We start from the raw sequence: 22,429 nt of genomic DNA on the forward strand, positions 1-22,429 counted from the left end.
ATCCTAGGCTCGAATTAGTACCACTTTTGAAAAGTGGTTTCTATTGCCGACATGGTTTCAGCGCGATAACCTGGACTGGCGCTGTAAAAGTTATAGTAGTGCCAGCCAATGCCTTGGCTTGATCGTTCTGCATTTAGGTTGGTTGCTATTCCTTTAGATGATGTAGTGGTTGGTTCGTTGAAGCTCCTAAACTCGATAATAGATCGAGGTTGAGCCGCGATGTTACCTATGGAACTGCCGGAGGCCCCAGAACCAGAATATTCAACTGCATTAGTTGTCCAGTTGCTCCAGGTTAACGCGCTCCAAGTAGCCTGGAGTTGGTTGGTATCCCATACAACGTTGCCTGTTTGCCCGCATAGAGGCATTGTTGAACAGTTTGACAAAACCTGGGGGGTGGGTTTAATATCCTGATCCGCTAGCCAGGCCTCATTAGCTCTTAACGCAGAGTCTGCTGCATTTAGAGAGATGGTTTTATCTCTGAAATTAAAGAGCATTTTGTCTTCCATAATAGTCTCGCTCATCCCCGCGATGCCGATCATGGTCATCACCAAGAGCATAATCAAGCCTACAATCAATGCCGCGCCAGATTGCTTCATGTTTGTTAGTTGTCTCATGTTAAGCCCTCTTACAGAACTGCGTTTCTTAGCGTTATGGTTTTTAGTGACGACCGATAAACTCTAAGGTCTGATGCTGTTGTGGTCGTCGCAGAACTTAAAGGAAACCGGTAAACCTGAGCTATGTCTGATGTGTTGCCTTCGCTTGCCGTTAATACATTTGCTTGAATAGCGGTAATATCTCTCCACTGTGTTGTGGATGGGGTGGCTAGGGTAGCAAGATTGGTACCACTAGTGTTAACTCTATAACTGAATTGCATGCTTTCTATATTATCAACTAGTTCAACTGCCGCAGCACCTTGAGCGCCACACATTAGGCTATTGTTGGCTGCTGAAAAGAAAAGCCGAGTGACAAAACTGTCAGCCGTTGCAATGAGATTTCCTGCGCAGTCTACTTCCGCTGCATTATTGCGCTGGTAGCGAATACACACGCCATTTCCTTCTAAACTAGTTGCAACGATCTGGCCTGATAAAAATGCAGCGCATTGGGCGGTTGCAGCAGCGGCAGGAAATGCTTGATCAAGCGCATTCTGAGGTGCGGTTATGTAGCCAGCCTTGGATAATATTTGGTCAATAAAGTAATAAGCGAATCGACTGTTTTCCTGGTTTATTGATTGTGATTGCTGAAAACTGTAAGCGTCTTTATTCGCAATGACGATTTGAGTAATACCCGCTAATAAGGTAACGCTAATCGCCATGGCAATCATCAGCTCTACCAATGATAGACCTGTTTGATAATGCTGACGGTTTGAGGTGTTTGTTATCGTTTGCATAGTCAGTACTCTTTATCTTTCGAACTAAGGCTCGAATATCATCTGGTATCGTTGAATATTATTGCTGCTGTCGGTACTGCTTGTTTCATTCCAGCCAATTTGGACTACTAGAGTGGAACCCAGTCCGTCGCAAACTGTTGCGTCAGTGGTGTCAGAGTCCAGGCATATGTAGGTGTCGTTGCTTAAGCGTGCGGCATTAACTGGCAAGCTGTTTTGTACTAATTGTGACCAGTTGAAAAGGTCTGTAGTAGCCATTTGGGCAGGTGTGCAACCTGATGAAGTTGAGCAGGCGGCCTCTGCAGCTGTAGGAAATGCAACACCATTTTTCTTGCCATAGTTCGCCATGGATGCTACAAGAGAACCGCTCCCTACTATGGCTTCTCTGTTAGCACGAATTCTTGCAATCAAGTCGTCAGCTAATAGCATGGCTTGAGTCTGCATGCCTGAGTTAGTCGTTTGACGAACACCTGCCACCTGAAGGCCTGCAATGCCAAGTAAACCAATTGACATAATAATCACCAAAACGAGTATTTCGATCATTGAAACCCCGGTTTGCTTCTTAAAGTGGCCGCTATAATTCGGTTTCATACTTTACCTCATCTAGGTTGGAGTGCACGTGGTAAGCGGAGTGGTCGCATCCGTGGAGTCAGTCACCCTGCTGCGCCCGGTAGGCGATATGGTAATTAGGCGGCCTTGTGTAACGCCTCTGTCGTCGCACACTGCAATAACTATACTTTTTCCCGCTCCCTCTGCTAAGAGTCCTCGACTGCTAAATGCTATCCAGTTATTACCGTCCGAATTAGTGTTTATAGTGATATTGCTGCTTCCATACCCTTCAAAAGATTTTAGTAGCGTGTCTTCTGAGGCGTTATATGCGGTGTTGCCATTGGTGCTTCCTGCGTCGGTATAAATCGTCCAGCCTTTTGAAAGGTCTTTGGCAGTAGATGTTGTATTTCTTGCTAAATTGACTGCCAGCCCTTTTGATACCGCTTCAGAGCGGGCATATTGCAGGTGCGCAACTAGGTGGTTTGTTGCCGAGGTAATGCGGTTATTTTGTATAAACGAACTAAATGATGGAACGGCTATAGACAGCAAAATTGCCGCTACCGCTAAAGTGACCATCAGTTCTACTAGCGTAAAACCTGTAGCTTGTCTGTTCATAGTTATATTCATCAAGATGCCAATTAGATTACATTTTGTTAACTGTAATCTAATCTATGCGCTGGAATGCATCTACTGGCAAGTGATGAGTGGTCAAATTAGCGTACTGAGTGGTTTAACAGGTCGAATTCTTGCCTATTGGTTCACGTTTTCTCAAACGGCCTTGACGGTTTAGAACCAATTGGTGTCTAGCTATGTTCGATTGGGAGCAGTAAGTAAATGTACCATTGCTGGTTGTTGATAGGCCAAAGGGCGAGAATTGTAGATAGCCGCGGCGGTTGAAAGACCGCCACTTTATAGAGGACGCATGTCTTCCGGCTATTGTCTCCTGGAGTATGCGTTCGTTATTATCAACGATCCCATTTCTGTTGGGATCCAGGAATTCTGTAACCTTTCCGCGCCAATCAGATCGTTTGTCGCATTTTTGTTTATCATCAAGTACGCAGAGTGTGACGTGTTGCCCGCTATCGATTGCGCTGCTTCTAGCGTGGTAGATCAACTTTTTAATGAGGTTAATATCGCTTTCGGAGGCATTTCTTTCAAGGAACACCGTAAAGTTTGGCACTGCAAGCGATGCTAAAATTGCTAGAGTGGCTAGCACAATAACTAGTTCGAGCAGGGTGAACCCCTGCAGTTTTGAAGTAGACATAAAAATCCTTTTTATCTGTCTTGGTTGAATGCTCTTCCTGAGCAATGGCTATTGTAATACACTCAACTTTTTCGCTCTAGTTGAATTGGGTGGTCAGTTGAAAACAATCATTATCGGCGGCGGCGCTATCGGCATGATGCAGGCACGGGAGCTTGCTCAGGCCGGGGTTGAAGTTACGCTCATTGAAAAGGGGCTTTGCGGGCAGGAGTCGAGCTGGGCTGGGGGGGGGATTGTATCTCCTCTTTACCCATGGCGTTACTCGGAGCCCGTTACGGCGCTCGCATCGTGGTCTCAAGGTTATTATGGCAATTTGGCTGAGTCTCTGGAGGCTGAGAGTGGGGTTGACCCTGAGTTGACTAGGCATGGTCTTATGATGTTGTCTGTAGATGACCAGGCAAAGGCGCTTGAGTGGGCTGCTACCCATAAAAGCTGGGCAGAACAGATTGAGAAAAATGAAATCTATAAGCTCGAACCGAATCTAAGAGAAGGAGTTTGCAGCGCCCTCTGGATGCCTCAGGTCGGCAGTATTCGCAATCCCAGATTGGTGCGAGCGTTATATAAAAGCATTCAGCGTGAGCCTTTGGTGACGATTCTTGAAGGGTCGACTGTTACAGAGCTGATAAGCCGGTCAGGAAAGGTTGTTGGAGTTAAGGTTGAGGGGCGAGAAGTTAGAGCCGATAAGGTGGTGATAGCAGCTGGTGCCTGGTCAGGTGATTTGCTTGGTTCAATAGGGGTTAAGTTGCCCGTAGAGCCTGTAAGAGGGCAGATGATTCTTTTCAAGGCAAAACCCGGGGTTGTGAATCGTGTGGTGCTGTGTGACGGTAAATATGTTATTCCCAGAAGAGATGGGCGCATCCTCGCGGGTAGCACGCTGGAGTATGTTGGGTATGACAAACAAACGACTGAACCCGCAAAGCAGCTTCTGGCAGATATTGCCATTGATATGTTTCCGGCATTGGCGAACACCCCAATCGAGCATCATTGGGCCGGTTTAAGGCCTGGCGCACCAGATGGTGTGCCATTTATTGGTGAGGTGCCCGATATTGAAAACCTGTTTGTAAGTGCCGGGCACTTTAGAAATGGTTTGGTGTTAGCGCCTGCTTCGGTTCGGGTGATGACTTCTTTGTTGTTGGGGCAGGATTCACCTGTTGATCCAGAGCCTTACGGGTTAACGAAAAGGTTGGTCAGCTCTGAAGTCGCTTAGGGTTTGTAGCCTGGCATGCAAGGCTAAAGTGTTCTTTATATAGCTACTCCATATCTAACTTCTTTAAGCGGTAACGCAGGGCGCGAAATGTAATGCCAAGCTTTTTGGCTGCGGCGGTTTTGTTCCAGCGTGTCTCTTCTAAAGCCTGTTCGATCGTTTTTCTTTCAATGCCTTCGAGGTAATCCTCCAAAGAGGTTTCTTCGTCTCTTTGTATCGTATTGTCCGAAAAGTCGATTGCATTGTCGGCTTTATTTGCAGGGCGAAGCTGAAGGTCGGTCACTTCTATAATGTCATCTTCGCATAGGGTAAAGGCCCGCTCAATGATGTTTTCGAGCTCGCGTACGTTGCCTGGGAAGTGATAGTTTTCTAGGCATTTCATCGCCTCTTCACTAATCTTTGCATCATGTACGTCACACTCTTCAGCAATTCGTTGCAGAATATGGTTGGCAAGTAGGGGGATATCTCCTTTGCGCTCTCTTAGTTTTGGGACATCAAGTTCAATGACGTTGATTCTATAGTAAAGGTCTTGCCGGAAATCTCCTGCTTCAACAAGCTCGGCCAAATTTTTGTGCGTGGCGCTGAGTATCCTGACATCGACGGAGACTTCTTTCTGATCGCCAACTGCACGTATCGCTTTTTCCTGTATTGCCCTAAGCAGTTTTACCTGCATACCAATCGGCAAGTCGGCGACTTCATCGAGAAATAGTGTGCCTCCATTCGCCGCTTGAAAGAGGCCTTCTTTGTTTTCTACAGCACCGCTAAAGCTCCCTTTTTTATGCCCAAAAAACTCGCTTTCCATTAGCTCGCTGGGAATGGCTCCACAGTTCACCGGGACGAACGGAGCTTCAGAGCGCGGCCCCTGCAGGTGCATCATGCGTGCAACCAACTCCTTGCCACTGCCTGACTCGCCGCTGATATAGACTGGGGCCTGACTACGCGCCAGCTTGCGGATCTGTTTTCTCAATCGCTCCATTTCAGGAGACTCGCCGAGCAAGAGGTTTCCGGTCTCGACAATCTCTTTGCTAGCCTTTTTCTCTTCGGTCAGTTTTAGCGCTGAACTAACCAGTTCTCTTAATCGGGCAAGGTCTACTGGCTTTGATACAAAGTCAAACGCCCCTGATTTTAAGGATGATATTGCGGTTTCCACGCTGCCGTATGCTGTAATGACCGCAACAGGTATCTGAGGATAAAACTGCTGTATATGGCACACCAGGTCGATGCCGTTGCCGTCAGGAAGGTTCATGTCTGTTAGGCAGAGATTGAACTCATGCTGCTCTAAAAGTGCTTTTGCCTTGGTCAGGTTTTCGGCTGTACAGGTGTCGATACCCATCCTCATCAAGGTGATTTCCAGAAGCTCTCGAATATCGGGTTCGTCATCAACAATAAGGGCTGTTTTAATCGTCATTATATCTGGTCGCTAAATAATTCGTTTGTGGTGTGCGAAGGTGATTCGAAAACGACTACCTGTAACTGCACCGTCTGTGTTTATCTCGCTTTTTGTTTCCTGGCGTTCGGTATGCGAGTCTTGTTCAACAGGGTAATAATTGAGGTGGGCCTGATTACTTTCGCATAGTTCACGAGAGAGGTAGAGACCTAACCCTGTACCGCTGCTCTCTGTTGTAAAAAAAGGCTCAAAAAGGTGCTCAATATCCTCTTCAGCGACGCCAGGCCCCTGATCTATCACATCGATAAATGCTAGGTCATTTCGCTTGTTGATGCCACTACAAATCGTAAGCGTTGGTTTACCCACCGCTTTCTCGCTGTATCTCAGGCCATTGTCGACAAGGTTGGTAACGACTTGCTCTATCTGGGATGGGTCAAAACGCGCAATAGGGGATTCACTGCCCAGCTGCAATGTTATTTCCGGCGTTGGGCTGTGAGACAGTATATAGTCTTGAATAAACTTTCTAAGCCATTCGTTAATGTCGTTCTCAATCGCCTCGGGTTGTTTGCGGCGTGATAACTGTAAAATGTTTTCGACAATGCTGTTTACTCTGCCGGAGTGTCGTTGAATGATGTCTGTCATCTTCGAGTCTGCGGGAGACAGAGAGTCAGACTCGGCTAACAGTTGAGCCGCATGGCTGATGGCCCCTAACGGGTTGCGTATCTCATGGGCGATACCCGCGGTTAGTCGTCCCAGAGAGGCCAGTTTCATTTGTTGCGCTTGTTGCGAAATTTTACTGGTGTCTTCAAGAAAGATGAGGATTCCTGAGCCGGTATCTTTTTTGAGTTGTGTGAAGTTGGCTTGCAGGACGGTTCCTGAGGTTGGGATTTTAAATGGTTCAGTTCTGATGTTCGGGCTTGCTCGCCAAAGATCCAGTCTTTGTTTCAATTGCTCAGGCAGTTGTCGTTCATCATCAACATTCAGCAGTGAGAGTGCAGCTTGGTTGAGCAAACGAACTTTCCCGTATTCGTCTGTAACGACAATACCTGTTTGCATTCGTTGGATGATCTGATGGTTGAGTTTTTCAAGTTCAATAATGTTTTTGGCGCGAACTTGTGCAAGCTCTTCGCTCTGGCTGATGCGTTTGGAGATATTTTGCAGCAGAAATGCCGCTGCAAAATAAATGATCCCGAGTAGTCCTGCGCGAACTACGCCATCTACTTTGGCGTCATAATTAAAGACTTCATTAAGTTCGATCCCAAGAGACGTTAATGCCGAGAGTGCTGCGAACAGTGTGCCGACTCTGCCTCTTATCAGGATGTTGCCAGCGGCGACACTAATAACGACAAGATTGCCAAGGCCGGTCTGAACGCCTGTGCTGGCATACATCAATATGTGCAATATGATGATATCAAAGATAATTGAGGCGATGATGTGTTTGGAGGTCGCGTGGAAACCCGCCAGTAAAATAAAGGCAGTAAAAATGTTTATTGATAGGTAACAAATCGTCGTAATTTGATAGAGTGCTGACTTCTGCTGTGCTGGGTCGATGAAAGAGATATTAAAAAAAACGGCACCAACAAGAATGAGTCCCACTACAATTCGATAATGGTTGTAAAAGCGAAAAAGCCGAAGGCTCTGTGCTGTATATTCCAATCCTGACTCCAGAAGTTTTCTTGATGTTGGTGTTATTCTATTCGTTACCATGGGTTAGATTCAGTATAATACCTCATTCCTTGCCATACAGAGAGCCTGTGTGGTTATTATCAAATTTGTGACAGAAGTGTGTGGGTATCTATGTCCGGTCAGTTACGTGTGGTGATGGCTCAACTCGATTTTCTCGTTGGGGATATACCAGGAAATACCTTGAAGGCTATTGAAGCCATTGATCAAGCCAGTCGTTTACATCAAGCCGATATTATCGTTTTTCCTGAACTGACGCTGACCGGGTATCCGCCCGAAGACCTTCTGTTGAGGCCGAGCCTTCAGTTAAGGGTTGAAAAAGCCATTAACGATATCAAACACGCGGCCAAGGAGGTTGCCGTTGTTATTGGTTACCCCTGGCGAGAAGAAGGGGGGCTCTATAATGTTGCCGGGTTTGTGGCTGAGGGAGAGGTTGTTCAGCTTTATCGCAAGCAGTGCCTGCCCAACTATCAGGTCTTTGATGAAAAGCGCTATTTTGAGGCTGGTACAACACCGGGCGTCGTAGACTTCAAGGGAATTAAAATAGGTTTAACGGTTTGTGAAGATATCTGGCAGCAGGGCCCGGTTAAGCAGCTAGCTGATCAAGGTGTTGAGCTGATACTTAACCTGAATGCGTCTCCGTTTCATGAAAATAAACTGGGGCAGCGTAAAGAGTTGCTTTGCCGCCAGGCGCGTGACCACAACACCCCAATTGTTTACGTTAACTTAATCGGTGGTCAGGATGAGCTGGTCTTTGATGGCGGGTCAATGGTGGTAGACCGTACTGGCAAGTGCGTGGTGAATGCGCCAGAATACAAGTCAGGTCTCTATCCTGTCGATTTTGAATGTGAAAAGGGCTGCCAACCAATCCCACAGGTACTTCACCCTGAACTGAGTTTAGAGGAACGAGTCTATAGCGCATTGGTATTGGGTGTTAGAGATTACGTTAATAAAAACGGTTTTAAATCGATTGTGCTGGGGCTATCGGGAGGGATTGATTCAGCTGTAACGTTAGCTGTAGCGGTTGATGCGATAGGTAAAGATCGAGCCCACGCAGTGATGATGCCTTTTAAGTACACCTCTAATATGAGCATTGAAGATGCTCAGGAAGAAGCGGCCTTGCTGGGTGTTAAGTACGATGTATACTCCATAGAGCCCATGTACGATGCATTTATGAAAACACTCAGCGAACCATTTAGCGGCTTGGCTCCTGATACCACCGAAGAAAACCTTCAAGCTCGTTGCAGAGGTGTATTGCTAATGAGCCTCTCAAACAAGTTCGGCTCGCTAGTGTTGACGACAGGAAACAAGAGTGAGATGGCGGTAGGGTACTCAACGTTGTACGGTGATATGGCTGGTGGGTTTGATGTGCTTAAGGATGTGCCAAAAACACTGGTTTATAAGTTGGCTCGATACAGGAATACTATTTCCCCGGTCATTCCGGAAAGAGTTATTGAGCGGCCGCCTTCAGCAGAATTGGCGCCTGATCAAGTCGATCAGGACAGCTTGCCTTCCTACGATGAGTTAGACCATATTTTATACTTGTATGTTGAATGTGATTACAGTGCGGATGCCATTGTTGCCGAGGGTTATGAGCGAGAGGTTGTTGAACGAGTGATCAGGCTTGTTGATATTAATGAGTACAAGCGCAGACAGGCACCGATAGGTGTCAGGATTACAGAGCGTGGCTTTGGTAAGGATAGGCGGTATCCGATTACTTCCGGCTGGAAGGCTGGGGAGTAATTGTTAGTCTGAATTAAAGGTAAACTGGAAGCAAAGGCAGGCGGCCATTCGGGTTTATGGCCGCTGCTTGTGTTATTTGGTCTGGTTATTCAAATAAGCCAAATGTGACAACCCCTAGCAAGGAGCGCTGCTGTTTCTTTATCTCGCTGGGCTTAAACCTCATGTTTTTATCAAAGGACTTGCTGTCAGGAAAGTTTGCAGCTAATACCGCAAGCGCGTCATCAGCTTGGCTATCCATCCCCAGCAATCGATAAACCTCTACCATGATTGTAAGAGCAGGTTCAACCGCTGACGTGTTGGGGTACTTTTTTATGATGTGGCTCGCTCGGTTGGCGGCGGCAATATAGGCCTCTCTTTTCAGGTAATAACGGGCTGCATGCAGTTCGTATTCAGATAAGCGATTCCTGATCTCAATCATTCTTTGCTCTGCATCTGAGGCATATTTGCTTTCAGGGTATCGAGTTAGAAGCTGAGAGAAATCATCGAAGGCTTTCCTCATTTCACCCGGATCTCTTGATGTTACATCAACTGCCGGGAAGTATTGCGTTGCTAAACCAATATCAAGATTGTAAGACGCCATTCCACGAATGTAATAAGCATAATCTACGTGAGGGCTTTGAGGGTGGAGCCGAATAAAGCGGTCTGCTGCTGCTCTTGAGCCTTCCAGGTCAAGGTTATTATATCGTGCGTAAATCAAATCCAGTTGAGCTTGCTCTGCGTAGCGCCCAAAGGGGTATCGTGTTTCCAGTGCTTCCAAATTTTTGGCAGCAAGGGAGAAGTTTTTTGCTTTGATGGCTGCCTTTGCTTCGTCATAGTACTCTTTTTCGGTCAGCTCGGGCTCAGGTGTTGATGCACAGGCGCCCAGTAAAATAAGTGAAGCGGCTAGCGCAAGGCGGGAGATAAATCGCATTAATATCAGGTGTCCATAAATGTAATACGTTAACATGGCCTCTGAGCATTTCTGTTTTATTCCCGCTCAGGGCTGCATGTAGCTATTTAAGCGAGCTATTATTTCATAACTACAGCATTTGGAATAGGTGTTGTGTCGCTTGTTAGCCAAAAACGGTTTTGGTTCGGGGTATGAAAAAGTCTGCTTCACCGCTAAAATGGCGGTTATGTCGTCAGCCTTTGTTTGATGTGTCGATGTTGTTTGATGTGTCGATAAAGTGCTTGTCTCGGTAATGTGTTTTTTGCACGTAGTTTTTGTATCAATTAAATTAGGACGCTTAATGTCAGACGTTATTGAAGCAGATTTTATTATCCCTTTATCCTTAGGCGAGCAGCGGCTTGATCGCGCACTAGCCGAACTGATGCCGGAGCACTCGCGTTCTCGAATTCAGGGGTGGATTAAATCTGGGGCTGTTAAAGTCAATGGGGATGTCGTGAGACCCAGGGATAAAGTCGCATCTGATGACGTTATCAGTGTTCATGCTGAAATTGATTCTCAGGAGCGCTGGGAAGCAGAAGATATTGCATTAGATATTATTTATGAAGATGAACATATCATTGTACTTAACAAGCCAGCAGGCTTGGTGGTGCATCCGGCAGCAGGGCACGCATCCGGCACCTTGGTGAATGCGCTACTGCACCATTACCCGGACATCGCCAAGCTGCCGCGTGCGGGTATAGTTCATCGCCTAGATAAAGATACCACCGGGTTAATGGTGGTGGCCAAATCTTTGGTTGCCCACACCTCTTTGGTTGATCAGTTGCAGACCCGGACAATGGGGCGGGAGTATGAGGCTGTGGTGACCGGTGTAATGACTGGCGGTGGATGCGTTGATCAAGCCATGGCCAGACACCCTCAAAACAGGATTAAAATGGCCGTTCACCCTTTTGGCAAACCTGCAGTAACCCATTACCGTCTTATAGAACGGTTTGACGCCCACACCCATATTCGACTTAAGCTTGAAACCGGGCGGACGCACCAAATTCGTGTCCATATGACTCACTTGCATTATCCGTTAGTCGGAGACCCTGTGTATGGCGGGCGCTTGCGCATGCCTGCTGGTGCGTCAGAAGAGGTGGCAGACACCATTCGTAATTTTAATCGGCAGGCGCTTCATGCTAAAAAGCTTACGCTGACTCACCCTGAGAGCGGGGAAGAACTATCCTGGGAAATCGACCTTCCCGAAGATATGACGCACCTGTTAACGATGCTTAAACAGCATCAAACTGAGGCGTGATAGATGACTCTTGATGAGTCGTTTATTGTGCCAGAGTGGCCATTGCCTGAAAATGTACGGGCGCTCTGCACAACACGTCTTGGAGGACAAAGCCTTCCCCCATTTGATTCATTTAATTTAGGGACACATGTGGGTGATTCACCTAATCATGTTCAGCAAAATAGAAGCAAGCTGGCAGCGCAGTGCGGCTTGTCACAAAATAGCCTGCAGTGGTTAAACCAAGTGCACGGTAACCGTGTTTGTGAAGCTCAAGTTGACGGTATAGTGAGAGAGGCAGATGCAAGCTTCGCGAGAGTTCGAGAGACCGCCTGTGTGATTATGACGGCAGACTGTTTGCCGGTCTTGCTTTCTGACAAACAGGGCAAGCAGGTTGCGGCCATACATGCCGGGTGGCGGAGTCTTTGCTCCGGGGTGATTGAAGCAACGCTTTCCACTTTTCGGCAATCATCAACCGTTACCGCGTGGCTTGGGCCTGCTATTGGGCCGTCGGCGTTTGAGGTGGGGCAGGACGTGGTTGATGCGTTCACATCAGCTTCATGTGGATATGCCGAAGCAACCCACAAAGCCTTTTCGCCAATTGAGGGGCAAGATGGAAAGTGGCTGGCCGATCTTTATTCTCTAGCGCGTATTCGGTTATGGTCGCAGGGCATCAGCGACATTTATGGCGGTGGTCATTGCACCTTAACCAATGCCACTCAGTTCTATTCCTACCGACGTAATGGTGTTACCGGCCGGATGGCATCATTGATCTGGATGACTTGAAACTCCCCGTTCAGTCCCTACATAGTAGTTAATGTTCATTAATCCCCACCGCAAGTAAGTTTATTGTATTAGTGTTGATCACTTGTGATCGGGGATAAATTGTCGCTTATTGGGGGAACCAAATGAGAATGGATAAATTAACCAGCCGGTTACAGACTGCGCTGTCTGATGCTCAGTCTATCGCTATAGGAAAAGACCATAACTTCATCGAGCCGATTCACCTGATTCAGGCTTTGCTTGATCAGCAGGGCAGTAGCATTGCTTCGCTGCTCCAGCAAGTCGGGGTTGATGTTGCCGCATTCAAAAAAAATGTAGCGCAGCAGGTTGAGCTGTTACCGCAGGTTCAAGGAAGTGATGGCGATATTCATATGTCTAACGATCTCGGACGGCTATTGAATATGTCTGACAAGTTATCACAACAGAGACAAGACCAGTTTATTTCAAGTGAGCTTGTTTTGTTAGCCGCATTGGATGATAAAGGTGTTTTAGGGAAACTTCTAAAGGATGCGGGCGTAGATCGTAAACAGTTGGAAGGCGCAATTGACCGGATTCGAGGTGGTGAAGCAGTGAATGATCAAGGGGCAGAAGAGAATAGGCAGGCACTGGAGCGTTTTACTATTGACCTTACCGCAAGCGCAGAAGAGGGTAAGCTTGACCCGGTTATTGGGCGTGATGATGAGATTCGGCGTACCATTCAGGTACTGCAACGTCGACGCAAAAATAATCCTGTCCTTATTGGCGAGCCTGGCGTTGGTAAAACGGCGATAGTTGAAGGGTTAGCTCAGCGAATTGTGAATGGTGAGGTGCCAGAAGGGCTAAAAGATAAGCGCGTATTATCGTTAGATATGGGAACGCTTATTGCGGGCGCTAAGTTTCGAGGAGAATTCGAAGAGCGCTTGAAAGGGGTGCTAAATGACCTTGCTAAACAGGAAGGCCAAGTCATCCTGTTTATTGATGAAATTCATACCATGGTCGGAGCTGGTAAGGCAGAGGGCTCGATGGATGCGGGCAATATGCTCAAGCCTGCATTGGCGCGAGGAGAACTTCATTGTGTGGGGGCGACAACGCTCAATGAATACCGCGAGTACATAGAAAAGGATGCGGCGCTGGAAAGGCGGTTCCAGAAGGTGTTGGTCGACGAGCCGAATGTCGAAGACTCAATTGCGATTTTGAGAGGCCTAAAAGAGCGCTATGAAGTTCACCACGGTGTGGAAATTACCGATGGTGCAATTATTGCTGCGGCTAAGTTGTCTCATCGTTATATAACTGACCGACAGCTCCCTGACAAGGCGATCGATTTAGTCGATGAGGCCGCAAGCCAGATCCGTATGGAGATGGACTCAAAGCCGGAAGCATTAGATCGGCTTGAACGGCGCTTGATTCAGCTGAAAATAGAGCGCGAAGCGCTTAAAAAGGAGACGGATCAGGCCTCAAGGCAGCGTTTGGCAGACATCGATACTGTGATTAAAACCGCAGAGAAGGAGTTTGCTGACCTCGAAGAGATCTGGAAAACTGAAAAGGCGGCTCTTCATGGTTCTCAGAAAATCAAAAGTGATCTGGAGCAGGCTAGAGTTGACCTGGAAGCGGCCAGGCGAACGGGGGATCTGGCTAAGATGTCAGAGCTGCAGTATGGCATGATCCCTGAGCTGGAGCGCCAGCTAGATATGGCTAGCCAAGCAGAAATGATGGAAATGACGTTATTGCGCAACCGGGTCACAGATGAGGAAATAGCAGAGATTGTCTCAAAGTGGACCGGAATACCGGTTTCAAAAATGTTAGAGGGTGAACGTGAAAAGCTGCTGAGAATGGAAGATGAGCTTCATGGCCGGGTTATCGGTCAGGCAGAGGCAGTAAGTGCAGTATCTGATGCTGTCAGGCGCTCCCGTGCTGGTTTGGCAGATCCCAATAGACCAAATGGCTCCTTCCTGTTTCTCGGCCCGACAGGTGTTGGTAAGACTGAGTTATGTAAGGCATTGGCGTCTTTTCTGTTTGATACAGACGAGGCAATGGTGCGAATTGATATGTCGGAATTCATGGAGAAACACTCTGTTGCCCGGTTGATTGGTGCGCCCCCAGGCTATGTTGGCTACGAAGAGGGTGGCTACTTGACGGAAGCGGTAAGAAGAAGGCCCTACTCTGTCTTGCTGTTGGATGAGGTTGAAAAGGCGCACCCTGACGTATTCAACATTTTGCTTCAGGTGCTTGAGGATGGCCGCTTAACCGACGGTCAGGGGCGCACGGTGGATTTTAGGAACACCGTTATTGTTATGACATCGAACCTGGGGTCAGATGTGATCCAGGCTATGGGTGGAAATGACGAGCAATACGATGAAATGAGAAATGCTGTCATGGAGGTTGTGGGAGGTCATTTCCGGCCTGAGTTTATTAACCGAATAGATGAGGTGGTTGTTTTCCATCCGTTGGGTGCAGAGCAAATTCAAGGTATCGCATCAATTCAGTTGAAATTGTTAAACTCTCGACTCAGTGAGCAGGAGATGACCTTGGAGGTCAGTTCTGATGCGCTGGGTAAGTTGTCTGAAGCAGGTTATGACCCCGTTTACGGAGCAAGGCCGTTGAAACGGGCTATTCAAAAGTGGGTAGAAAATCCGTTGTCGCAAGACATCTTATCGGGTCATTTCAAGCGGGGGGATACCATTGTTGCCACGGTCGAGGGTGACGACGTTACCTTTAAGGTAAAGGCTTAGAAACTGGACTTTACAGTAAACTAAGCGCGGCAGTTGTCGCGCTTTTTATTGGATGATTGATCTCTATCAGGGTTTAAAATGCAGGGTGGGCGCAAACTGGATCTGGAATAATAAGTATACCTAATAAGTAGAAGGAAACAGTATGACGCTAGAGAAGCATGACCTTATCCATGAGTTGCCGGAATATAGAGATCAGATTCGTGACATGAAGATGAACAATGCTCATTTTGCAAAGCTCTTTGAAGCTTACCATGAGGTTGATCATGAGATTCACCGGATTGAAACCGGCGTTGAAACGCCCACCGATGAGTATTTGGAGGGCCGGAAGGTAAACCGCCTTAAGCTCAAAGATGAGTTGTTTCAGATGTTGAAAAATGCAGAAGCAACAGCATAGTTATAAAGGGCCGTAATGGCCCTTTTAACTGATTTCATGAATATAAACTGAATCCGCCTAGTTTTGGCTGCAAGCTTCTTCGACTATTTTATTCATTTCATCCTTTTTTGCGGTGATTTCTTCTGGGGTCATGTACCTCAGCTCGCCATTCTCTTCTATTCGTATTCGTGCATTGTTTTCGATTGTTTGCAGGTTTTCTTTAGCCTGGGTGCATCGTAACTGGTTTTGTTCTTTAGCTTTTTTGCTTTTTTCTTGCTCTTGTTTGGCCAGGTTTTCTTTTTGCTGTTTTTCTTCAAGCGATTTCAGTTGGTCTTGAACGGATGTCCGGGGTGCAGATGATTTTGATTCCACTCTTAATGTTTCCGACTTTGCGCCTTCAGGGCGTTTGTCACCATAGTGAATGACGCCGTTTTCATCTGTCCACTTATACACTTTTCCAGCATAACTAGGGAGAGTGATAAAAGATGAGGCAAGGACTGCAGTTGTAATAAAAAATGTGTACGTTAGCTTCATGTCACCCACGTTTATTGGTTGTTAATTTGTCTGAAGAGCATAATAAGTCATTTGTAACCGGGCTTCACTATCTGTAGGTCTAGCTCAGCTTTAACTTAACTATAGACATAAATACCAGGAAATGGCTGAGAATATAGCGAAAATGAGACATATTATCACTGAAAATGGCAATTACTATTGACTATCGTTTAGTTGGTGTCAGAATTGTCGGTTGCCCAAATCAGGGGGGTATCTACAGCAGGTAACCCCGAGCAGTAATATTGTTGAACATGCGTAGCATTGTCGCAGGCTTAAGCCTCGCGGCAGTCATTTTTTAAATGTATAGCTCTAAGTCACGAATAAAGATGGTTTAGATAATCAGGAGATAACCTCTCAAGATTTGCTATGTGTGTAATGTCTATCTGACATCAGTCTTCATAAGAGATTGATATTCAGGCTCCCTGGATTGGTGGTTGCTTCGAAAAACGCAAACGAGAGGGTGGTTTACCGTGGAGCTATTGTCTGGCGCTGACATGATAGCCCGTTTTTTACAAGACGAGGGCATTGAGTATATATACGGGTACCCTGGAGGGTCCGTACTACATATCTATGACGCATTATTTCGTCAGGATAAAGTAAAGCATATTTTAGTGAGGCATGAGCAGGCAGCGACGCATATGGCTGACGGCTATGCTCGTGCAACGGGTCGAGCAGGTACCGTATTGGTGACATCGGGACCAGGAGCTACCAATACAGTAACGGGTATTGCAACAGCTTTTACTGATTCGATACCCATGGTTGTATTGTGTGGTCAGGTTCCTTCCACGCTAGTGGGGGAGGATGCGTTTCAGGAAACGGATATGATGGGGGTCTCACGACCGGTTGTTAAGCATAACCTTTCTGTCCAGCATCCATCCGAGATCCCTGAGATTCTCAAGAAGGCCTATTACCTGGCAGAAACAGGTCGCCCGGGTCCGGTCGTTGTTGATATTCCCAAGGATATGACCACGCCTAATGAAAGGTATGAATACGTTTACCCCAAGAAGGTTAAGCTACGTTCGTATAACCCTGTCGTAAGAGGCCACTCAGGTCAAATCAAGAAAGCAGTGGATATGCTGTTGGCTGCCAAAAGACCTGTTCTTTATGCAGGTGGCGGCGTTATCTTGGGTAAGGCTTCTGATAAGCTCGCAGAGCTTGCTCAGTTGCTGAACTACCCGGTCACCAACACGCTGATGGGGTTGGGTGGGTACCCTGCCACTGATAGACAGTATCTGGGCATGCTAGGGATGCATGGGAGTTATGAGGCCAATATGGCCATGCACCATGCTGACCTTATTGTCTCGATAGGTGCCCGCTTTGATGACCGGGTGACGAATGCGGTTGAAAAGTTCTGTCCTGGCGCGCGTATCGTGCATATCGATATTGATCCTGCCTCAATTTCTAAGACTGTTGAGGTTGATGTTCCTATAGTGGGGCCTGTGGACTCTGTTTTGAAAGAGATGCTGGCACTTATCAGAGAAAGCAAGCAAACGCCTGACAAAGACGCGTTGGCGTCATGGTGGAAAAGCATCGACGAGTGGAAAGCTTTTCACGGCGGGCGTTTTGAGTCTAGTGAAACCAGCATTAAGCCTCAGCAGGCGATTGAAGCGCTCTATAAGGTCACCAAAGGGGAAGCGTATGTAACCTCTGATGTTGGTCAGCATCAGATGTTTGCTGCTCAGTACTATAAGTTTGACAAGCCCAACCGCTGGATTAACTCGGGCGGGTTGGGGACGATGGGCTTTGGTTTTCCTGCTGCGATGGGTGTGAAACTGAACTTTCCGGATCATGATGTCGTCTGTGTTACCGGTGAGGGCAGTATTCAGATGAACATCCAGGAGCTGTCTACCTGCAAACAGTATGATTTGCCGGTTAAGGTTCTTATTCTAAACAACCAGTCTTTAGGGATGGTTAAGCAGTGGCAGGACATGAATTATGAGTCCCGCCATGCTCAGTCTTATATGAAGTCGTTGCCTGACTTTACCAAGCTGGTTGAGGCATATGGGCATATTGGCCTTACGGTTGAGAAGCTTGAGGATCTGGAGCCTACGCTTGAGAAGGCGTTTGCAATGAAAGATAAGTTGGTGTTTATCAACGTAATGGTTGATCCTCATGAGCATGTCTACCCTATGCAGATCGCTAGAGGCTCTATGAAAGATATGTGGTTAAGCAAGACGGAGAGGACTTAATAATGCGCCGTATTATCTCGGTATTGCTTGAAAACGAGCCTGGAGCACTCTCCCGAGTAGTGGGGTTGTTTTCGCAGCGCAATTACAACATCGAAACCTTAACGGTTGCGGCGACTGAAGATCCTACTTTATCCAGGATGACAGTCACTACAACCGGGTCTGATAAAGTTATAGAGCAAATCACCAAACAGTTGAACAAATTGATAGAGGTGGTGAAGCTTGTAGATTTAACTGAAGGCACGCACATTGAACGCGAGTTGATGCTTATTAAGGTTAAGGCGTCAGGCTCACAGCGAGCGGAAATTAAACGAACAGTGGATATTTTTCGTGGGCAGATTGTTGATGTTACCAGCTCTGTTTACACCGTGCAGTTGACTGGAAACAGTGATAAGTTGGATGCATTTATTCAGACAATTGGCACTAGTTGTATTCTTGAAGTGGTTCGTTCGGGTGTGTCAGGTATTGCCAGGGGCGAAAAAGTATTGAGCTTATAGCATTTGTTGTGAGCTATTTTTTTAATAACGTTATTTGTGTCAAAGGATGCAAAAGTACAGGAGAATCTCATGCAGGTTTATTACGATAAAGATTGTGATCTTTCTATCATTCAGGGTAAAAAAGTAGCCATTATCGGTTACGGTTCTCAAGGTCATGCACACGCATGTAACCTTAAAGATTCTGGAGTTGATGTCACTGTTGGCTTGAGAACTAACTCTACTTCAGTTGCCAAGGCAGAGGCTCATGGCTTGGTTGTTAAGCCTGTTGCTGAAGCCGTTTCAGGTGCTGACGTGGTCATGATTCTTACGCCTGATGAGTTTCAGTCTCAGTTATATAAGGCTGAAATAGAGCCAAACCTAAAAGAAGGCTCAACGCTGGCATTCGCTCACGGGTTTGCGATCCATTATAACCAGGTTGTTCCTCGTGCAGATCTTGATGTCATCATGATTGCTCCTAAGGCGCCGGGTCATACTGTTCGTTCTGAGTTTGTTAAGGGTGGTGGTATCCCTGATCTAGTTGCGGTTTATCAGGACGCTTCTGGTAAAGCAAAAGACGTTGCACTGTCATATGCCTCAGGTGTAGGTGGTGGGCGTACTGGTATTATCGAAACGACATTTAAAGATGAAACAGAGACTGACTTATTTGGCGAGCAGGCAGTACTTTGTGGTGGTGCGGTAGAGCTTGTTAAAATGGGCTTTGAAACCCTGACAGAGGCGGGTTATGCACCGGAAATGGCTTACTTCGAATGTCTGCACGAGCTAAAGCTAATCGTGGACTTGATGTACGAGGGGGGTATTGCAAACATGAACTACTCGATCTCGAACAATGCAGAGTACGGTGAGTACGTAACTGGCCCTGAAGTTATTAACGCAGAATCCCGCGAAGCAATGCGCAATGCGCTCAAGCGTATTCAAAATGGTGAGTATGCGAAGATGTTTATTTCTGAAGGTGCGACTAACTATCCTTCAATGACAGCATATCGTCGTAATAATGCGGCACACCCTATCGAGCAGGTGGGTGAGAAGTTGCGTGGTATGATGCCGTGGATTAATAAAATCGTTGATAAGAGCAAGAACTAAGTTCTAGTTCATTATTAGCTCCAAAAAGGCACTCATTGGTTCTTTCATGGACTGGTGGGTGCTTTTTTTTTCGGTGTTGCTTGGTTTTATTTGAAGTCTTACCTGAGTTTAATGTGATGGTTTATCAAATTTAAAGATGTGATGCTATTATATTGCTTTTGAGATCTTACAAGAAAGGTTGTGTTATCTATGAATGATCATCGTGATTCATCGGAAGAAGGCGCTGTTGATTCCAATGCCGTGCTTGATTCATCACATGCAGATGAATTGGGCGCAGAGGTTATAGAGGAAGAGGTGGTAGGTGGCTCATTAATTCGGAAAAAGGGGGTCTATTTACTTCCGAACTTGTTTACAACGGCGTCTCTGTTTTCTGCGTTTTATGCCATTGTTGCAGGGATGAACAGTGATTTTGATAAAGCCGCGATAGCTATTTTTATTTCAATGATCCTTGATGGGCTGGATGGCCGTGTTGCTAGAATGACCAATACGCAAAGTAAGTTTGGTGAGCAATATGATAGCCTTGCTGATATGGTGGCTTTTGGTGTAGCGCCAGCGTTGGTCGCCTTTTCAATGAATTTGAATACGCTCGGTAACCTGGGGTGGATTGGTACATTTATATTGGTCGTTGGTGCCGCATTACGATTGGCTCGGTTTAATACGCAAATTGGTTCAGTGGACAGTCGCTTTTTTGTTGGGTTGCCTAGCCCGGCTGCAGCGGGTGTCGTTGCAGGGTTGATATGGATCTATCACATACATGCTATAGCTGATTCCACTTTTGCTTCGATGTTAATGTTGTTTGTGGTTGCTGGTGTTGGCATATTGATGGTCAGTAATATTCGATACTACTCATTTAAAGACTTGGATTTAAAACGGCGAGTTCCGTTTACAGCAATCCTTATTGTAGTTCTGGTTATTTCTGTCGTGGCCTATGACCCTGCTACGGTATTGTTGATTAGCTTTTTAGTCTATGCCCTTTCGGGGCCATGTCAGGCTGTGTTGCGTAAAAGCCGGAATGAAAAGTAATATCCATTCTTCTGCTTTTATGTTCAGCGCGATAGCTTTTTGAACTAACCTGCTCAAAATTGTCTAACTCCTGGCGCTTTAAGGTTAGGTAATTTTGGGAGCAGGTATGAAGTCAACTTATAAACCGTCAAGAATTTCCTCTTCAGAAATTACCCCTGAATCAATTTATACGGGGCGGAGGCGGTTTATAGCGGGGGCGCTTGGTAGTGCTCTTTTGGGTTTTTCGGCGCCTCAACTAGCAGTGGCTGCGCAAAACCTCTCTCTAACAAATAGTCGGCGAAGCAGCTCGATTTCCCCATTCAGTACCAGTGAAGAGCTGACTCCTTATAAGGATGTTACGCGTCATAATAACTTTTATGAGTTTGGGGTTGATAAGTCGGATCCTTCAAAATATTCCTCGGAGCTATCGGTTGAACCTTGGTCTGTTAAAGTGGAGGGGGAGGTTGAAAAGCCGGGGACATATCATCTTGAAGATTTAGTAAAACCTCATGCGTTAGAAGAACGAATATATCGGCTTCGTTGTGTTGAAGCCTGGTCGATGGTTATCCCTTGGCTTGGATTTCCTCTTGCTGATCTTATTAAAAGACTAAAGCCGACTTCGGCGGCTAAGTATGTGTTTTTTGAGACGCTGTATCGCCCTTCTGAGTTAAGGGGGCAGAGGTCGAGTTTTTCGTCAATCAAATGGCCGTATGTCGAGGGTTTGAGAATGGATGAGGCTATAAACCCGTTAACCTTTATGGCTGTAGGCCTCTATGGGAAGGAGCTGCCAAACCAAAATGGTGCTCCATTGAGGCTTGTTGTTCCTTGGAAATATGGATTTAAAAGTATTAAATCTATCGTAAAGATTAAATTTCTAACGGTGCGGAAACTTACTTCTTGGGAGGCAATAGCGCCTGGTGAGTATGGTTTCTACGCAAATGTGAACCCCAATGTCGACCATCCTCGCTGGAGCCAAAAAATTGAGCGGAGGCTTCCTGGTACGTTATTCAATAGAAATACCCGTAAGACAGAAATGTTTAATGGTTATGGTGAGTATGTTGCCCAGTTATACACTGGCATGGATTTGAGTAAGTATTACTAATGGCTGTAATCGATACATTTGCTAGAAGTGCTGCTGCCAAATTCATCCTATTTGGTTTGCTGTTGTTACCCCTGTTGTATTTATTGGTTTGGGTGTTGCTGGGAGATATCGGTAGTGATCCTGCGCTTGCTGTAGTGGAATATTTGGCTGTTGTAGCCTTTAATCTGTTGTTAGTTACAGTCTCGATTACGCCTGTAAGGAGGCTTACTGGTTTTTCCTGGATGGCTCGCTTCAGAAGAATGTTGGGGCTATATACCTATTTTTATGCAAGTTTGCATGTCGCAGCGTATTTGTTATTTCTGGCCGACTGGCAGAATATTCAGGCTGACTTGTTGAAGCGACCTTATATGTTTGTAGGGCTGGGGGCGTTTCTGCTGTTAAGCGTTTTGGCAATTACGTCCAATAAGTGGTCGATGAGAAGGCTTGCCAAAAAGTGGGTGGTTGTCCATCGTCTGGTTTACCTGATTATACTGCTGGTATTGGTTCATTTTGTTTGGCAGGAGAGGGCTGACTACTTTAGTTCTTTTATTTATTTTAGCATTATTTTAGTGTTGTTTGTTGCGCGTTTTGGTTTAAGTGGATTTCAGGCCGGGGTTCGACGAAAGATTTTTTAGTTTATATTTTCGGTTATCTATTGACGCCAGCGCTTAACGCTATATAATGCGCCCCTCTTCTGACGGAGACACCGGATAAGGTGTTTTAACTGAAGCGGTAAGTTATTGAAATAGATTTACTTTTTGTAATTTTGTTTTAATGATTTAAGTCGATCCAGG

At 46.3% G+C, this 22,429-nt stretch carries 21 protein-coding genes; 12 read left to right on the top strand and 9 right to left on the bottom strand.

Features of this window, described 5'->3' with window-relative positions; genetic code table 11:
* Window positions 1-14: 14 nt before the first annotated feature.
* The 5 genes from MY523_RS00120 to MY523_RS00140 all read right to left on the bottom strand — a co-directional run bounded on the left by MY523_RS00120 (window position 15) and on the right by MY523_RS00140 (window position 3,197).
* Window positions 15-614 carry a pilus assembly PilX family protein gene (locus MY523_RS00120; protein ID WP_250656785.1) on the bottom strand — a complete coding sequence of 200 codons (600 nt, stop codon included), beginning with the start codon at window positions 612-614 and terminating at the stop codon, window positions 15-17.
* An 11-nt stretch (window positions 615-625) separates the two neighbouring features.
* A complete protein-coding gene (locus MY523_RS00125; protein ID WP_250656786.1) occupies window positions 626-1,387 on the bottom strand; it encodes a PilW family protein in 762 nt (253 codons plus the stop codon).
* A 24-nt stretch (window positions 1,388-1,411) separates the two neighbouring features.
* On the bottom strand, window positions 1,412-1,975 hold the full coding sequence (gene pilV, locus MY523_RS00130; RefSeq protein WP_250656787.1) for a type IV pilus modification protein PilV: 564 nt from the start codon (window positions 1,973-1,975) through the stop codon (window positions 1,412-1,414).
* Between the two features lie 12 nt (window positions 1,976-1,987).
* A complete protein-coding gene (locus tag MY523_RS00135) occupies window positions 1,988-2,548 on the bottom strand; it encodes a GspH/FimT family pseudopilin (RefSeq protein ID WP_250656788.1) in 561 nt (186 codons plus the stop codon).
* Window positions 2,549-2,663: 115 nt separating this feature from the next.
* The gene (locus MY523_RS00140; protein WP_250656789.1) at window positions 2,664-3,197 is read right to left on the bottom strand and encodes a GspH/FimT family pseudopilin; all 534 of its coding nucleotides are present in this window, start codon (window positions 3,195-3,197) and stop codon (window positions 2,664-2,666) included.
* A 97-nt stretch (window positions 3,198-3,294) separates the two neighbouring features.
* Here MY523_RS00140 and thiO point away from each other — a divergent pair, with 97 nt between their 5' ends.
* Entirely contained in the window at window positions 3,295-4,401 is a 1,107-nt protein-coding gene (thiO, locus tag MY523_RS00145) for a glycine oxidase ThiO (RefSeq protein ID WP_250656790.1), read from the top strand.
* A 43-nt stretch (window positions 4,402-4,444) separates the two neighbouring features.
* Here thiO and MY523_RS00150 read toward each other — a convergent pair whose 3' ends face one another.
* A complete protein-coding gene (locus MY523_RS00150; RefSeq protein ID WP_250656791.1) occupies window positions 4,445-5,806 on the bottom strand; it encodes a sigma-54-dependent transcriptional regulator in 1,362 nt (453 codons plus the stop codon).
* A gap of 12 nt (window positions 5,807-5,818) precedes the next feature.
* Window positions 5,819-7,441, bottom strand: a complete 1,623-nt coding sequence (locus MY523_RS00155) for a sensor histidine kinase (RefSeq protein ID WP_250656792.1) — start codon at window positions 7,439-7,441, stop codon at window positions 5,819-5,821.
* Window positions 7,442-7,582: 141 nt separating this feature from the next.
* Here MY523_RS00155 and MY523_RS00160 point away from each other — a divergent pair, with 141 nt between their 5' ends.
* Window positions 7,583-9,211 carry an NAD+ synthase gene (locus tag MY523_RS00160; protein WP_250656793.1) on the top strand — a complete coding sequence of 543 codons (1,629 nt, stop codon included), beginning with the start codon at window positions 7,583-7,585 and terminating at the stop codon, window positions 9,209-9,211.
* Window positions 9,212-9,296: 85 nt separating this feature from the next.
* Here MY523_RS00160 and MY523_RS00165 read toward each other — a convergent pair whose 3' ends face one another.
* Entirely contained in the window at window positions 9,297-10,121 is an 825-nt protein-coding gene (locus MY523_RS00165) for an outer membrane protein assembly factor BamD (protein ID WP_250656794.1), read from the bottom strand.
* 319 nt (window positions 10,122-10,440) lie between these two features.
* Here MY523_RS00165 and rluD point away from each other — a divergent pair, with 319 nt between their 5' ends.
* The 4 genes from rluD (at window position 10,441) to MY523_RS00185 (ending at window position 15,258) form a co-directional block, all read left to right on the top strand.
* Complete coding sequence (gene rluD / locus MY523_RS00170) at window positions 10,441-11,397, top strand: 23S rRNA pseudouridine(1911/1915/1917) synthase RluD (RefSeq protein WP_250656795.1); 957 nt, start codon at window positions 10,441-10,443, stop codon at window positions 11,395-11,397.
* A 3-nt stretch (window positions 11,398-11,400) separates the two neighbouring features.
* Window positions 11,401-12,159: a peptidoglycan editing factor PgeF gene (gene pgeF, locus MY523_RS00175; protein WP_250656796.1), complete on the top strand. Its 759-nt coding sequence runs from the start codon at window positions 11,401-11,403 to the stop codon at window positions 12,157-12,159.
* A gap of 122 nt (window positions 12,160-12,281) precedes the next feature.
* Window positions 12,282-14,864, top strand: a complete 2,583-nt coding sequence (gene clpB, locus MY523_RS00180; protein WP_250656797.1) for an ATP-dependent chaperone ClpB — start codon at window positions 12,282-12,284, stop codon at window positions 14,862-14,864.
* A gap of 142 nt (window positions 14,865-15,006) precedes the next feature.
* Window positions 15,007-15,258 (top strand): HP1242/YdcH family protein, encoded by a 252-nt coding sequence (locus MY523_RS00185; RefSeq protein ID WP_250656798.1) that lies wholly within the window; start codon window positions 15,007-15,009, stop codon window positions 15,256-15,258.
* A gap of 57 nt (window positions 15,259-15,315) precedes the next feature.
* Here the strand turns inward: MY523_RS00185 and MY523_RS00190 are convergent, their stop codons facing one another.
* Complete coding sequence (locus tag MY523_RS00190) at window positions 15,316-15,771, bottom strand: DUF4124 domain-containing protein (protein ID WP_250656799.1); 456 nt, start codon at window positions 15,769-15,771, stop codon at window positions 15,316-15,318.
* 488 nt (window positions 15,772-16,259) lie between these two features.
* Here MY523_RS00190 and MY523_RS00195 point away from each other — a divergent pair, with 488 nt between their 5' ends.
* From MY523_RS00195 to msrQ, 6 genes are all read left to right on the top strand, one after another.
* On the top strand, window positions 16,260-17,978 hold the full coding sequence (locus MY523_RS00195; protein ID WP_250658867.1) for an acetolactate synthase 3 large subunit: 1,719 nt from the start codon (window positions 16,260-16,262) through the stop codon (window positions 17,976-17,978).
* 2 nt (window positions 17,979-17,980) lie between these two features.
* Entirely contained in the window at window positions 17,981-18,472 is a 492-nt protein-coding gene (gene ilvN / locus MY523_RS00200) for an acetolactate synthase small subunit (RefSeq protein WP_250656800.1), read from the top strand.
* 69 nt (window positions 18,473-18,541) lie between these two features.
* Window positions 18,542-19,552 (top strand): ketol-acid reductoisomerase, encoded by a 1,011-nt coding sequence (gene ilvC, locus MY523_RS00205; protein ID WP_250656801.1) that lies wholly within the window; start codon window positions 18,542-18,544, stop codon window positions 19,550-19,552.
* Window positions 19,553-19,741: 189 nt separating this feature from the next.
* Window positions 19,742-20,575 (top strand): CDP-diacylglycerol--serine O-phosphatidyltransferase, encoded by an 834-nt coding sequence (pssA, locus tag MY523_RS00210; protein WP_250656802.1) that lies wholly within the window; start codon window positions 19,742-19,744, stop codon window positions 20,573-20,575.
* Window positions 20,576-20,681: 106 nt separating this feature from the next.
* The gene (gene msrP, locus MY523_RS00215; RefSeq protein WP_250656803.1) at window positions 20,682-21,656 is read left to right on the top strand and encodes a protein-methionine-sulfoxide reductase catalytic subunit MsrP; all 975 of its coding nucleotides are present in this window, start codon (window positions 20,682-20,684) and stop codon (window positions 21,654-21,656) included.
* Window positions 21,656-22,270 carry a protein-methionine-sulfoxide reductase heme-binding subunit MsrQ gene (gene msrQ, locus MY523_RS00220; protein WP_250656804.1) on the top strand — a complete coding sequence of 205 codons (615 nt, stop codon included), beginning with the start codon at window positions 21,656-21,658 and terminating at the stop codon, window positions 22,268-22,270. The genes msrP and msrQ overlap by 1 nt, the downstream gene beginning before the upstream one ends.
* The last annotated feature ends 159 nt before the right edge of the window (window positions 22,271-22,429 follow it).

Origin of the sequence: Alkalimarinus coralli, assembly GCF_023650515.1 — a bacterium.
Taxonomy (GTDB): domain Bacteria; phylum Pseudomonadota; class Gammaproteobacteria; order Pseudomonadales; family Oleiphilaceae; genus Alkalimarinus; species Alkalimarinus coralli.